The 14,025-nt window shown below is 44.0% G+C and carries 15 protein-coding genes; 10 read left to right on the forward strand and 5 right to left on the reverse strand.

Features of this window, described 5'->3' with window-relative positions:
• Positions 1-90 precede the first annotated feature (90 nt).
• From AB4558_RS05205 to AB4558_RS05230, 6 genes are all read left to right on the forward strand, one after another.
• A complete protein-coding gene (locus tag AB4558_RS05205) occupies positions 91-897 on the forward strand; it encodes a substrate-binding domain-containing protein (protein ID WP_372158244.1) in 807 nt (268 codons plus the stop codon).
• 209 nt (positions 898-1,106) lie between these two features.
• Entirely contained in the window at positions 1,107-1,805 is a 699-nt protein-coding gene (locus AB4558_RS05210; protein WP_017067174.1) for an ABC transporter permease, read from the forward strand.
• A 10-nt stretch (positions 1,806-1,815) separates the two neighbouring features.
• Entirely contained in the window at positions 1,816-2,535 is a 720-nt protein-coding gene (locus tag AB4558_RS05215; RefSeq protein ID WP_004733775.1) for an energy-coupling factor ABC transporter ATP-binding protein, read from the forward strand.
• Complete coding sequence (mobA, locus tag AB4558_RS05220; protein ID WP_004733776.1) at positions 2,513-3,097, forward strand: molybdenum cofactor guanylyltransferase MobA; 585 nt, start codon at positions 2,513-2,515, stop codon at positions 3,095-3,097. Before AB4558_RS05215 ends, mobA begins: the two co-directional genes overlap by 23 nt.
• Complete coding sequence (locus tag AB4558_RS05225) at positions 3,097-4,914, forward strand: bifunctional molybdopterin-guanine dinucleotide biosynthesis adaptor protein MobB/molybdopterin molybdotransferase MoeA (RefSeq protein WP_372158247.1); 1,818 nt, start codon at positions 3,097-3,099, stop codon at positions 4,912-4,914. Before mobA ends, AB4558_RS05225 begins: the two co-directional genes overlap by 1 nt.
• Positions 4,915-5,196: 282 nt before the next feature.
• Entirely contained in the window at positions 5,197-5,463 is a 267-nt protein-coding gene (locus AB4558_RS05230) for a DUF2960 family protein (protein WP_004733780.1), read from the forward strand.
• Positions 5,464-5,657: 194 nt separating this feature from the next.
• Here the strand turns inward: AB4558_RS05230 and nagK are convergent, their stop codons facing one another.
• Both nagK and AB4558_RS05240 read right to left on the reverse strand, forming a co-directional pair.
• Positions 5,658-6,566, reverse strand: coding sequence for an N-acetylglucosamine kinase (gene nagK / locus AB4558_RS05235; protein WP_372158250.1), 909 nt, complete (start codon positions 6,564-6,566; stop codon positions 5,658-5,660).
• A 163-nt stretch (positions 6,567-6,729) separates the two neighbouring features.
• Complete coding sequence (locus tag AB4558_RS05240; RefSeq protein WP_372114790.1) at positions 6,730-7,476, reverse strand: tRNA-uridine aminocarboxypropyltransferase; 747 nt, start codon at positions 7,474-7,476, stop codon at positions 6,730-6,732.
• A 68-nt stretch (positions 7,477-7,544) separates the two neighbouring features.
• Between AB4558_RS05240 and AB4558_RS05245 the strand changes: the two genes are divergently transcribed.
• The gene (locus AB4558_RS05245; RefSeq protein WP_372158253.1) at positions 7,545-8,354 is read left to right on the forward strand and encodes a sterol desaturase family protein; all 810 of its coding nucleotides are present in this window, start codon (positions 7,545-7,547) and stop codon (positions 8,352-8,354) included.
• Between the two features lie 115 nt (positions 8,355-8,469).
• Here the strand turns inward: AB4558_RS05245 and AB4558_RS05250 are convergent, their stop codons facing one another.
• Positions 8,470-10,515 (reverse strand): methyl-accepting chemotaxis protein, encoded by a 2,046-nt coding sequence (locus tag AB4558_RS05250; RefSeq protein WP_372158256.1) that lies wholly within the window; start codon positions 10,513-10,515, stop codon positions 8,470-8,472.
• Positions 10,516-10,619: 104 nt separating this feature from the next.
• On the opposite strand from AB4558_RS05250, the gene AB4558_RS05255 reads away from it, so the two are divergent.
• Positions 10,620-11,105 carry a C40 family peptidase gene (locus tag AB4558_RS05255; RefSeq protein WP_017059602.1) on the forward strand — a complete coding sequence of 162 codons (486 nt, stop codon included), beginning with the start codon at positions 10,620-10,622 and terminating at the stop codon, positions 11,103-11,105.
• Between the two features lie 107 nt (positions 11,106-11,212).
• On the opposite strand, the gene AB4558_RS05260 is transcribed toward AB4558_RS05255, so the two are convergent.
• Positions 11,213-11,557 carry a DUF3802 family protein gene (locus tag AB4558_RS05260; RefSeq protein WP_010440912.1) on the reverse strand — a complete coding sequence of 115 codons (345 nt, stop codon included), beginning with the start codon at positions 11,555-11,557 and terminating at the stop codon, positions 11,213-11,215.
• Between the two features lie 585 nt (positions 11,558-12,142).
• Here AB4558_RS05260 and AB4558_RS05265 point away from each other — a divergent pair.
• Together AB4558_RS05265 and AB4558_RS05270 are read left to right on the forward strand one after the other, a co-directional pair.
• Positions 12,143-13,009, forward strand: coding sequence for a fructosamine kinase family protein (locus AB4558_RS05265; RefSeq protein WP_017059601.1), 867 nt, complete (start codon positions 12,143-12,145; stop codon positions 13,007-13,009).
• Positions 13,010-13,101: 92 nt separating this feature from the next.
• Positions 13,102-13,305 (forward strand): CPXCG motif-containing cysteine-rich protein, encoded by a 204-nt coding sequence (locus AB4558_RS05270; protein ID WP_004733789.1) that lies wholly within the window; start codon positions 13,102-13,104, stop codon positions 13,303-13,305.
• A 108-nt stretch (positions 13,306-13,413) separates the two neighbouring features.
• On the opposite strand, the gene AB4558_RS05275 is transcribed toward AB4558_RS05270, so the two are convergent.
• Positions 13,414-14,022 (reverse strand): riboflavin synthase subunit alpha, encoded by a 609-nt coding sequence (locus AB4558_RS05275; protein ID WP_372158259.1) that lies wholly within the window; start codon positions 14,020-14,022, stop codon positions 13,414-13,416.
• Between the last annotated feature and the right edge of the window lie 3 nt (positions 14,023-14,025).

Genomic DNA, 14,025 nt, shown 5'->3' on the forward strand with positions numbered 1-14,025 from the left:
AACAATTAGCGTCTTATGCACATGCCCTTTTTTGAGCCCTTTAAAACTGAAGGCATGTCATTCATTTATAACAGAATGGACATAATAATAATGAAAGCAATTCCCCTAACTATTGCAGCTCTATCTATCGTCAGTTATACGGCTAGCAGCGCGGAAGACACCATCCATATCAAATTGGCAACAACCACAAGTACCTATCACTCTGGTCTACTTGACTACTTATTACCTGAGTTCGAAAAAGATTCTGGTATCAAAGTTGATGTTCTAGCGGCGGGTACAGGTAAATCACTTCGCATGGGTGAGAATGGCGATGTAGATCTAGTGATGACTCACGCCCCAAAGGCTGAAGCGAATTTTGTTGAGCAAGGTTATGGGGTTCTACCTCGCAAGCTGATGTACAACGACTTTGTCATTGTTGGTCCTCAAAGCGATCCAGCGAAGATTGAATCTCAAAAAGCAGTGACTGATGTGTTCAAAGCAATCGCAACCAACAACGCGACGTTTGTGTCTCGTGGTGACGATTCAGGCACGCACAAGAAAGAGATGGGCATTTGGGCACAGACCAAAATGGAACCAAACTTTGGTGGCTACCGCAGTGTTGGTCAAGGCATGGGCCCTACTCTGAACATGGCGTCTGAAATGCAAGGCTACACCATGACAGACCGTGGCACATGGTTGGCTTACCAAAACAAACTGGATCTTAAAATCCTTTTCCAAGGTGACAAGAACCTATTCAACCCTTACCAAGTAATCCTTGTTAACCCAGAGCGCTACCCAAGCATTAACTACCAAGCAGCGAAAGTATTCAGTGATTGGTTGGTGAACCCTAAAGGTCAGAAACTGATTAACGACTTTAAACTGCATGGCAAACAGCTGTTTGTAGCGAGCGCAGAGTAGTTTTTCGTCAGCGTAGATTCGTTTATAACAAGCTGAGAATGGTTTGTTGTAAGTACTAATTCCAATTAGCACTACGCTTAACTAACCAGTTAACTGAAGCATTTAAAGAAACAATAGCTGACCAATACACACTCAAATAGTTTGGGTCAGCTATGATTAACATCAGTCATTACCGATAAAACCTATTATCGATTTACACGAGATACTTCATGACCCTATGGCAAACAACGATTGATGCAATGAATCTACTTGTGAGCTTTGACCACGAATTGTGGAAAATCGTCGCGGTATCCTTCAGCGTATCTTTGTCCGCCATCTCATTGGTGATTGTTCCTGCAATCCTTATGGCTTTCTTATTGGCTTATACCGAGTTCCCCGGGAAATGGGCTCTGCTTTCAGTGATCAACACCCTGCAAGCGATCCCTACTGTGGTTATCGGTTTGTTGATGTACATGATGCTTTCTCGCTCTGGCCCGTTAGGTGATTGGCAATTGCTGTTCACCCAAAAGGCGATGATTCTAGGTCAAATGGTGATCTGTTTCCCTATCCTAGTTGCGATGATGCATGGCGCTCTCCAAGCCAGTGACCGCCGAGCGGTTGAAACGGCGCGCACGCTTGGCGTATCAACGACTCGTGTGGCGTGTACGTTAATTTGGGAAACGCGCTTCCCTCTTTTAGCGGCAACTATCGCTGCCTTCTCTCGTATTGTCACTGAGGTTGGTTGTTCAATGATGGTCGGTGGCAACATTATGGGGATGACAAGAAACATCCCAACAGCTATCGCTATGGAAAGCCACAAAGGCGCATTCGCTCAAGGCGTCGCCCTCGGTATGGTGTTATTAGCATTGGCATTAGCCCTTAACTTTTTCCTTTCCAGTGTGAGAGGAAAAGGCTATTTAAGAACTTAGGAACGCTGTCATGAGTATAAAAATAACAACGCAGCAAATTTCAATGCGCTACAAAGAGCGTGTTTTGTTCCATATTCCCGAATTGTCGATCGGCCCCAACGATGCCATTTATCTCAAAGGAGATAATGGTGTGGGTAAAACGACCCTACTTAAAATATTGTCTGGATTGATTCAGCCAAGCTCTGGCCGCATTCAGTCTCCAACACAAAGCTGGCAGCAGATCTTATTCCCTAGGCTCAAGTTCAAAGACATTATCTACCTGCATCAAACCCCCTATCTTTTTGATGGTTCGGTGTACCAAAATGTCGCTTATGGCATTCGCTTTAACAAAGAGAGCCAAAAAGATAAGCGAGCTCAAATAATTAATGCGCTGAGAATGGTAGGTTTAGAAACCTTGGCAGATGAACACATTTCTGTGTTGTCTGGGGGTGAGCGTCAACGCGTTGCAATGGCACGAGCCTGGATTCTTAAGCCGTCAATCTTGCTTATGGATGAACCAAGTGCCTCTTTAGACAAAGAATCTATTGAAAGATTGGTGATAATGGCCGAAGATCTTCTTCAAAGAGGCGCGAGTTTAGTCATCACTAGTCACCAAACTAACGCGTTAACCGACTTATGTAAGAAGCAATGGTGGATCAAAGACAATACTTTGACCGAATCGCCGCTTCTGCAAGTTATTCAGAAAGATAAAGCACAAGAGAATATTTATGCTGCTTCCAACGCAAACTAGTTGGGTTATTTTGGCTGGCGGACAGGCCAGCCGCATGGGCGGAAAAGATAAAGGACTTGTTGAGCTCAACGGTTCTCCGCTTATTCAATACGTTATAAACAAGCTGTCACAACAAGATGTCAGCATCACCATCAATGCCAACCGTAACTTAGACAGTTACCAAGCATTTGCTCCGGTTGTTTCCGATTCCTTCCCTGACTATCCAGGTCCATTGGGCGGCATTCATGCTGGCCTTAAAAACGCGAGTACAGACTGGGTCGGCTTTGTCCCTTGCGACAGCCCACAAATCAGTGACGACCTTGTTGAGCGTTTTTGTTCTGCAGTTAAAGAAGACAGTGACATTCTTGTCGCGCATGATGGCGAATTTAAGCAACCTGTATTCACCCTATTCCACAAACGTGTTCTGCCAAAGCTAGAAGCGTTTTTGGAACGTGGTGATCGTAAAATCATCTTGCTATACAAAGAATGTGTTACCGAATACGTTGATTTCAGCGATTCTCCTAACTGCTTTGTTAATCTGAACACGCCAGAAGAACTCACCCAATTCGGAACGCTTCAATAATGAAAGATTCAAAACAACGCCCTAACCTTCCTCTATTGGGCTTTGCTGCTTATAGCGGTACAGGCAAAACAACGGTACTTGAAGCGTTACTGCCTCTGCTGACTAATGCGGGTTTAAAAGTGGGTGTTCTTAAACATGCTCACCACGATTTTGATGTCGATAAGCCAGGTAAAGACAGTTACCGCTTACGTAAAGCGGGCGCGAATCAAATGTTGATCGCTTCTCGTAACCGTCACGTGATGATGACAGAAACGCCAGAAGCCGAAGCTGATTTTGATTACCTTCTGACATGTTTCGATACCAACACGCTTGATCTGATTTTGGTTGAAGGCTGCAAGAACATTGCTTTCCCTAAAATTGAATTGCACAGAGATGAAGTCGGTAAACCTTGGTTATACCCGAACGATGACAACATTATTGCCATTGCTGCAGACAGCCAAGTGGAATCCGAACTGCCACAAATGGCGATCAGTGACTTAGAAGCGATTCGTGATTTCATCATCGAATATGCTCAATCATTCGACCCTTCTTCGCAAACAAGCAAAACAGCGTCGTGTTCGTCTTCAAAAGACAACACGCCCGCAGTGTGTTGTGATTCGTTCTCTCCTGCTGGTTTAACCGTTACTCAAGGCCAACAAAAGATTGTTGATAGCATTGACGCGCTCGATCTCACAGAGAGTGTTGAACTATTGCAGGGCTACGGTCGTGTTTTGGCTGAAGATGTAATCTCGCCAATCAATGTGCCTCAAAACACCAACTCAGCAATGGACGGCTACGCAATTCGTAGTGAAGATTTAGAACTGGATAGTTACCAACTGGTTGCTGAAGTTATGGCTGGTCACAGCTACGAGCAAACTGTTCAACAAGGTGAAGCTGTTAAGATCATGACGGGTGCACCAATGCCTGAAGGCGTTGATGTTGTTGTGATGCGCGAACAAGCCGTTCAAGATGGCGATAAGGTTAGCTTCCCAGGTGCGAAAATCTCAATTGGACAAAATGTCCGTATGGCTGGTGAAGATTTAGAAATCGGCCAACCTGTCTTTACACGTGGCACACGCATCGAAGCGCCAGAAATGGGCATGATGGCGTCGTTAGGTTTTGGTGCCTGCCCTGTTCTGCGTAAAGTTAAAGTGGGTGTGTTCTCTACGGGTGACGAAGTTCAAGATCCGGGCAGCGAGCAAAAACCAAACTCTATCTACGACTCGAACCGTTTTACTATCATCGGCATGCTTCAAAAGCTCGGCTGTGACATCGTTGATTACGGCATCATTGAAGATGATGAACAGAAGATGATGGATATTCTGCATTCAGCGTCGCTTGAAACCGATATGGTTCTGACTTCTGGTGGCGTGTCTGTCGGTGATGCGGATTACATCAAGCTTGCGTTAGATAAGCTGGGTGAGATTAACTTCTGGCGCATCAACATGCGTCCGGGTCGCCCTCTTGCTTACGGCAAAATTGAAGACAAACCTTTCTTCGGTTTACCGGGTAACCCAGTTGCTGTGATGGTGTCGTTCATTAACTTTGTTGAGCCTGCGATCCGTAAGCTACAAGGTCAAACCAACTGGACACCAGTTAAAGCGAACGCGGTAGCGACTGAACAATTGCGTTCACGCCAAGGTCGTACTGAGTTCAGCCGTGGTGTGTTCTCAATGAACGAATCAGGCGTACTTGAAGTGAAAACAACCGGTAAGCAAGGTTCAGGTATTTTACGTTCAATGAGCGAAGCGAACTGCTTAATCGAAATCTCGCCAGCGGTTGATACGGTGAAAGTTGGCGAGACAGTGACGATCATTCCGCTACAAGGTCGCGTTTGATTCAAAGCTCAAACACCTAAATTGACTTGGCCGCTTTTTAATTGACTTAGAAGCTCTTTGCCAAAACATAGATGAAGCCCCTTCTATCGAGCTTTCGATGTTATGGGGCTTTCTTTTCTGTTCGTTTTGTAAAAGACAACCTGTTCGTTCCTTAAAAGACGAAAAGCTTAAATAGCGATAAGCCTGAAGAACGATAATCTTAAGATTTTTTATCATAACCTTGAGCCACGTACTGTTTTTATGTAGAGTGCGCGCAAAGTAATAATTCTATTGGAGAGCATCATGGCTCGTACCATTCTGTACACTTACAAAGACGAAGACAAAGAGTTACTGTTTTCGAAACAAGAACACCGCACGATCCAAGAAGCTGTCGCTGCAGCTGAAGGTATCGACATCACTGAGTATCTAAAAACTGAGCAACAGCTTGAGTTTATTTCTGATACTAAAGCGGTTCGTAACTACCAAGACAACTATTTCCGTAAGCTAGGCTTTACTAAGCTTACGTTGAAGCAAAAAGACAACCTTGGTGTTGGTAAAAAGAAGAAGTAAGCCCTCTGGCTTCTTTTTCTCGATCTGTAGCTTCTAGCTTTTCGTTTGCACTTGAGAGCTAAGAATTAAGAGCTAAAGAAACGAAAACACTGAACAATAAAAAATGCCGCAACCTCTTTCGAGATTGCGGCATTTTTATTTGTGCTTTTTAACTATCTAACCCTAGACCTTAGCTAGCTTAACTTAAGCCACGACTACTTAATGTTAAGGAATGCAGCACCACGCACGCCGCCTGAATCACCGTGCTTCGCTTTGATGATCTTTGGACATTTCGCTACAGACAGTAGGTATTTAGGGATACGTTTTGGCATCTCTTCGTAGATAAGTTCGAAGTTTGAAAGACCGCCGCCCAATACAACTACGTGTGGATCAAGACCGGTAAACAGGTTCGCGAAACAGATAGCCAATAGCTCCATGAAACGATCAACGTGCTCAGCCGCTTTTGCTTCACCTTCGTTGTACGCTTGAATGATCTCGATCGCTTTCTTCTTCTCACCGAAGTAGTGCTCGTAAATCAATTCAAAGCCACGACCTGATAGGTAGCTGTCTAGACAACCTTTCTTGCCACAACCACAGCCTAGTAACGGTGCGTTGTCGCCAAGGTGGAACCAAGCATCAATAGGAAGACGCATATGGCCCAGTTCACCAGCAACGTGGTTACGACCAGAGAACACTTTTCCTTCGTAAACTAAACCGCCACCAAAACCAGTACCTAGAATTAGGCCTGCTACTGATGGTTCGTCTTTAAGCTCGTCATCCCACGCTTCTGAAAGCGCAAAACAGTTCGCATCATTTTCAATTTTCACACTACGACCAATAAGCGCTTCTAGGTCTTTACGTAGTGGTTTCCCCGTTGAAGCTGGCACGTTAACAACCAGCATTGTGCCGTCGTCAGCATCTTCCATACCAGGAAGACCAAGACCAATTTTACCTTCGCAAGAAAATTCGTTGTCGTACTTCTTTACCAAACCGGCAATCGTATCAAGTAGCAGTTGATAATCTTCAGTAGGCGTTGGTACGCGTTCTGTTGCTACTCGCTCAAGTTTTTCATTGAACGCACCAAATTCAATTTTTGTGCCGCCAACATCGAAGCCGTAATACATGAAATCTCTCCAATTTTTCCCTAAATTCGGGCAAATAAATTTTTCAAACTAAACATCTAGGAAGCATTATCCATAACACTCCCCCTACAAACCGTGATAGATAACAAACTTATCTCGTGTTCGAATCTGTTTGAACAACAAGTCAGCACAAAGCGGTTAAAGGTTAGAGTGACGTCTCATTTTTAGTGTGCTCTATGAAAGCGTTCAGGCTTGGTTTGGTTGGATCGGACTTATAACGCGTCTTGCTTAGCATGTAGCTTTCGCGAAATGTCTCAAACCACAACTGTAAAGTCTGAGCGCCCTGCTCTTCACCTGCCTGTTTCAAAACCAAGCTCGCCACTTCTGCAGTCGAAAGATGTTGTTCGTTGTCTGACTTACGCATCATGTATTGCGAAACCGATTCTGGTTCAATCGACAACACGGGTAAATCTTGCAGATACTCTGAACGACGGAAGATACGTCGTGCTTCACGCCAACTGCCATCAATAAAAATCAGCAGCAACGTCTTGTTCGAATCTCGCATCTCACCAAGGTCTGCAACCACGCGCGATTTGTCATCGGTATAATCTTCAGGAAAGACTACGACTGGCTGATATTTATCGTCTTTCAGCACCTCAATCATCTCTTGATTCGGTTCAGTGCGGTGCCAAAGGTAGGCATAGCTGTCTTTAACGGTATCAAGGATTAAACGGCCGGTATTACTTGGCTTGAGTATTTCATTGTCCGATAAGATCAACATGGTCGCGACGTTCGTATTTACGTCTGGTTGATGTTCACAGATACAGCTGTCTTGTTTGATTTTACAGAACTCACATCGAACCACTTTACACCCGCGCGCGTTAAACGGCTTGGTAGAAAGAGACAAACGGTGTTGATATAAACGGTGAAAAGCGTGGATTCTCATGGACAATAACGATAAATCTAGAAAAGTGGCACGATTGTACTTACAGTGTCCCTAGAATGATAGAAGGAATTCCCATGCAAGACCCATCACTGCTTCGCCTTGTTTGTTTTATTGTCGTTTTCGGACTGTGTGCGCTTTGGGAATACCGTTTTCCTCGTAAAGCACTGACTCAAAGCAAATGGTTTCGCTGGGGAAACAACTTTGCGCTGGTTGCTTTGAACAGCTTTCTATTGGCCACTTTAATTCCTATCGCAGCCTTCCAAGCGGCGGTTATCGCACAAGAAAATCAATGGGGTTTGTTCACTACCCTGTCACTTCCGAAAGAACTCACCATTTTGATTTGTGTATTACTGTTAGATTGCGCCATTTACCTACAGCACTTGGTGTTTCACCGTGTTCCTTGGTTGTGGAAGCTACATCGAGTTCACCATGCGGACCTCGATATCGATGTCACAACCGGAACGCGCTTTCACCCTATTGAGATGATTCTTTCAATGCTTATCAAAGTGAGCTTGGTGATCGCGCTAGGTGTGCCTGTCATTGCTGTCGTGATCTTAGAAATTGTTCTTAATGCGAGCGCGATGTTTAACCATAGCAATGCACGCCTACCACTTTGGATTGATAAGCGATTAAGAAAAGTGATTGTGACCCCAGACATGCACCGCGTTCATCACTCGGTCATTGTTAAGGAAACGCACTCAAACTTTGGCTTCTTTTTATCAGTGTGGGACATCTGGTTTAAGACTTACCGCGCCCAACCCAAGCTTGGTCATGACAAGGTGCATATTGGTGTTCCCGAGATTCAAGATGGTAAAGAGCAACGGCTAGATTTAATGTTACGCCAACCATTCGCTTCCTTCCCTCATTCGAAAGACAAGACCTAACGCCTCAAGAAAATAATAAAAAATGGCGCAAACTCATAAGAGATTGCACCATTTTTATATGCGTAGCTTCTCACCTTTCAGCGGCAATTCCCACTTCCGGACGACGTTTACACACTTACTTCAATACGTACTTATGAAGCATGGCTTGTTGGTGCCCTGCTATCTCTCCGACTTGCTCTGAACTCTCGATCATAGATTCAAGTTGCAGCTTAGTATTCTCGCCCTGCTCAGATACTCGAGTGATTGAATGGGTAACATCGACAGTTGCACGAGCTTGTTCTTCGGTAGCCACCATGATTTGCTCAACACGCCCTTTGATCTGGCTAACCGCAAATTCGATTTTCTCGAAGGCTTGTCTTACATCGCCACTGGTTTCCAGTGCATTGGCCATCTCACTTCTCGATTCCGTTACAGAAGCACGTGAGCGATCGGCTGCCGCTACTAGCTCGTTCATCATGCTACGAATATTGGTGGTTTGCTGGGATGTGCCGCTCGCCAATTTACGCACTTCGTCTGCAACTACCGCAAAACCTCGACCTTGTTCACCTGCTCGCGCCGCTTCTATCGCAGCGTTCAGTGCCAATAAGTTGGTGTTTTCAGCGATTCCGCTGATCATATCGACCATTTCACGAATCTGTTTCACTCGACCATCCAAGTCAGCCATCGACTCTTCACTCATGCTAAGAGAGTGCTCAAGCGCTTGTAATCGTTGTTGGTTAAGGCCAACCACTTGGCTGCCATTCACTGACTCATCTTCTGCTATTTGAGCATCGTCGTTCGATGCGTTAGAAATACGAGCAATCTCACCAATCGATGCTTCCAGCTCCGTAATGGTGGTGATCATATTCTGAAGTGATTCGTTCTGCTCGTTCAAGCTCGAATTGGTTTGCTCTGCAGCGTCGTGGCTTACTTCTGCCGTTTGATAAAGCGTCTCACAGTTACGCGTTACTAAACGAACCGAGTCTGCGGTTGAATCAACGACCGTATTGAGCTTTGAAGTAATAACTTGCAGCTCTAACGGCCCAAGCAATTCGCTCTGTTTAGAGAAGTCATGATCTGCCAGTGAACTCAACTGTTGAGTAATGTTTCTAAGCCCTTTATTCATCCAACGGCGTAACATGAACCATGAAATCACAATGATTACGGCAATCACTAGCCCGCTGATAAACAACACACGATCAATATTGGTGATGGTTTGATTTACAATCAGTTCACTTTCATCAATCAGGTGGGAAGCGGTAGAAGACAACTGATTCAATGTGCTGATGACGGTATTCGCGAGGGTGATAACTTGCGTTAAGTTCTGCTCTTGCTGCTGAACCAGTTCGAGTTTCAAGAGGATTTGTTTGATTACGCCTTCTTCGGTAAAGCCTTCTTTGACCATCTCGTAAGGCGCCGTTAAGCTCGCGAACTCAGCGATGTCTGGGTGCCAATCAGCAAAATCGCTGTAAGCCAAGTTAAGGCCTGCGATTCGGTTTCTCAATTGACGGTATTCGTCTTGTGCTTTATCAATGTCAGATTGCATCATCAGCATCAAGAAGGTGTTCGCCATAGCAGACGCACTGGATGTGAATCGGTTCGCTGCATCGCTCGCTTCTGGGTTGTCTTCAACCAAGAATGAGCTGATTCGATTCATTTCTGGTCCGATAGATCCAACGCCATAACGGAACTCGCCCATTTTACTGTCGATCAGATTTTGCTTACTTTGAATCTCAATCTGCGCCAGCAGTACCGTGTTGGTCATAGCTTGCAGTTGCGCCATGTCATCGACAAGGATTTGTTGTTGCTCTAAAGAGATTGCATCAGGAAAAGATTGGGAGATAAAAAGGAGTTCCTCTAGCGTGGTATTGCTCTCTGTAGCGAGTTGGTCAATTGAGCCCCTTGTGGCATTCAGTGTATCTAAGTCGGTTGATTGGGTGCTGTAAGTGAGAAGTTTTACTTGTTCTAATACGCTTTGCGTTAATTCGGCGTTATGTAGAGCAAGGGGTAATGCTTGTTCCGAGAGTGCATCAAAATGTCCCCCGACCCGTTCAACGCCCCGAATGCTAACCATTGATAAAAAAGTAACAAGTAAAAGAATGGAAATAAATACAGCAGTGACGGTTTGAATGAGCGAGAATGTATAACGTGAGGGTTTTATTGATAAATTTGTGTCGGGCATGTGAAATCCAGTTTGACTACGAAAAGAGATATCCTTAAGTTAGGTCGTATACTAGAAGTCCTTGATGACGTTTTTATTTCAGTTTTTTGTCAGAAGAGTTACATATGAAAATCAGAAAAATGGCTGTAGTTACAATAACTTTAGCAACATTGGCTGCTTGTAGCTCGTCACCTTCGCCTTCTCAGCTTAGTCAAACCGCACAGAAACCCCTATCAAAGTCAGAACAATTGACTACAAACGCTTATATGAGCGTGTATGAACAGTGGAAAGGTGTGCCATACCATTTCGGTGGGACATCATTTCGAGGTATAGATTGCTCTGCTTTTGTTCAAATCGCCGTGCAAAATGCGACTCAACAAGCTCTACCAAGAACCACAAAAGACCAGAGTAAAAAGGGAAAAGAAATTGCGTATGGGCAGGCAACAAGCGGTGACTTGGTGTTTTTCAAGACTTCGATGACGGTGCGACATGTAGGCGTTTATTTAGGAAACAACCAATTTCTACATGCCTCGACATCGAAAGGTGTCATTATTTCTAGGTTAGATAACCCTTACTGGGCATCCAAGTTTTGGCACTTTAGGCGTTTATAGCGGTTCGAAAGATAAACCGCTGAGCGAGGTAACTCTAGAAAGATACGACTTAAACGCCCGTTGTTATTATGCTGATTAATTACGACGATAAATGAGCAAACAAACCGTTAATCGTATTTAGCAACAGCAGTATCAAACAGGTTCTTCACTAACGCGATGTACTCATCGAGGAATACAATTTGTTCGTTAGTCGCTTTCTTAGCCCACACACCCGCTAATACTTCACCAAGATCCGCTACTACGGCATCTGCTTCTTTCAAAAGTTGAAAACGAACGCTCGAATGCAACTCTGGGTTTTGCTCGAAAATAGCCATGATGTTTGTTGAAATCATGTCGGTAACAATGTCTTCGACACTTTCGTTTCCAGTATCACCATTACTATTGGTAAACACATCAAGGTTGAATGATAGGTGCTCGATTAAAGCCAAATAGCCATCGGTTTCTACAACCACAATAATTCTCCGTTTTAAGCTCTAGAGCAGATTAATACGTACTTGCCTAATACTATGTAAATGAAGCTATTTGTCATCACTTTATTGCCCAAAACTACATTTAAATGATCCTAGTTAGTATTTCAGCTTAAAATTAAATCGATATAGCTTTATGTGGTATACCTGCCTACTTACGACATAAGTAAATTCACGCTAAAGAAGTGTAAGACAAACTTTGAAGCAAAGTATTGCGCCAGTTAACAATAGCCCTTTCAACTTACTCTAAAAGCTCATTTGATTTAGTCGCTAGACAATAACAAGCTCAAACCTCTTTTCCAGTTTGTGGCGTTCAAAACCGTTTCGATTGTGAGACCAGTTCCAAACTATTTCATCACGTCAGGTTTTCAATTTATGTTTGTATTTCAAAGAGCTTGAATCAGTTCGAGTTCACAATTCGGCCAATTGATTCTACGTAAGATGAAGAAGAGCTAAGAACATTGACGAGTGCGTCTATAAATTGTTCAGATTTATCCTAAACTAACGCTATTAAACAAACAGTATTTCTAACCTTCAACCTTTTTAACTTTCAGTCTTTGAGGATTTCCTATGTGGCAGGCCATTTCTCAACAACTTTCAGATACTCTTCTATTTAACTTTCAGATTACTGAACGTACCAAGGTTTCTGGTGGCGACATTAACGATTGCTATATGATCAGCGATGGTAATGAGCGTTACTTTGTGAAAGTGAATCAGCGAGAATTTTTACCTAAGTTTGAAATTGAAGCTGAGAACTTACGCTTGTTAAGAGAAACCTCCACTGTTTACGTTCCTGAGTTGGTGCTTATTGGCAAAACCAAAGAGTGCTCGTTCATTATTCTGAATTACTTGCCGACCAAACCGCTCGAGACGGGCAACAATAGCTTCGATTTCGGCGTTCAGCTTGCGCGGCTTCATCAATGGGGCGAGCAAAAAGAGTTTGGTTGCGACCAAGACAACTATATCGGCAGCACACTTCAACCCAACCCTTGGCATAAGAAATGGGGTCGCTTTTTCTCTGAGCAACGCATTGGTTTCCAACTGCAACTGCTCAAAGAGAAAGGCATCGAGTTTGGTGATATCGATGACATCGTTGATGTGGTGAATATGCGTCTTGCTGGCCACAACCCTCGCCCTTCTTTGCTTCATGGGGATCTTTGGAATGGCAATGTAGCAAATTCAGCCTTTGGGCCAATCTGTTACGACCCGGCTTGTTACTGGGGGGACCATGAATGCGATTTGGCATTAACGGAATTGTTTGAAGGTTTCCCTAAAGAGTTTTATGAAGGTTACCAGAGCGTCAATCCACTCGACGTGGGCTATACTGATCGGAAAGACATTTACAACTTGTACCATCTTCTTAACCACTGCAATCAATTTGGCGGCGAATATTTAGCACACACTGAAGCATGCATTCAGAAGATACAGGCCGTTTAATACCAATCACAGCTAGCTATTGCGTTCTATAACGCTACTGCGATCTTTAAAGCTACTACGATTGGAACAAGTTACAGTGAGGAGAATTCGCGATGCATAAATACACAGAGAAACATGTCTCCTGCCCCCACTGTGGGCATGCCATCAGCATAACGCTTGATGCTTCTAATGGGAGCCAAGATTTTTATGACGATTGCCCAGCATGTTGCAATGCCATTCATTTGGATATGCAGGTTGACGAAGTAAGAGACAGAATCAACCTTTCGATTGATGCCGATGATGAACAAGTATTCTGACAATCAGTTTCTCGTTTAAACCATGATCAAAAAAGAGCACCTCACGTGCTCTTTTTTAATTTGGTCATCGGTGTGATTTTATTGCCACCGATTCAATGCGCTTAGTGGCTATTCCTGGTTCGCTAATACACGCTCGACAGTATCAACAATTGCCTGCGTTTGTGGATCGAACTCAATGTTCACTTGGTCGCCTACTTCACGGCCGCCAAACAGAGTACGATTCAGAGTTTCTGGGATCAGGTGAACAGAGAAACGGTTCTCTTCCACTTCACCAATCGTCAATGAACAACCATCAACACCAATGTAACCCTTACTCAATACGTACTTCATCGATTCTTCTGGTAGTTCGAACCAAAGTGTACGGTTGTTTTCTGTTTTAATCACATCGACTAGGTTAGCCATCAGAGTAATGTGGCCAGACATGCTATGCCCGCCAATTTCGTCACCAAACTTTGCTGCACGCTCAACATTCACTTTGTCACCAACATTCAGTTGGCCTAAGTTCGTCAATCGCAATGTCGCTTGCATTAAATCAAAAGCAATCTGGTTACCTGAAATTTCCGTTACCGTTAAGCAACAACCGTTATGAGCTACTGAAGCACCAATGGCTAATCCTTCAACCATTTCATCGCTTAGCTCAATGGTATGAGTTTGAAACGACTCTTTTTTGTTGATAGCAACCAGTGTTGCCATACCTTGAACGATACCTGTAAACATAAG

The organism is Vibrio sp. 10N.222.51.C5, assembly GCF_041474575.1.
Lineage (GTDB): Bacteria > Pseudomonadota > Gammaproteobacteria > Enterobacterales > Vibrionaceae > Vibrio > Vibrio crassostreae_C.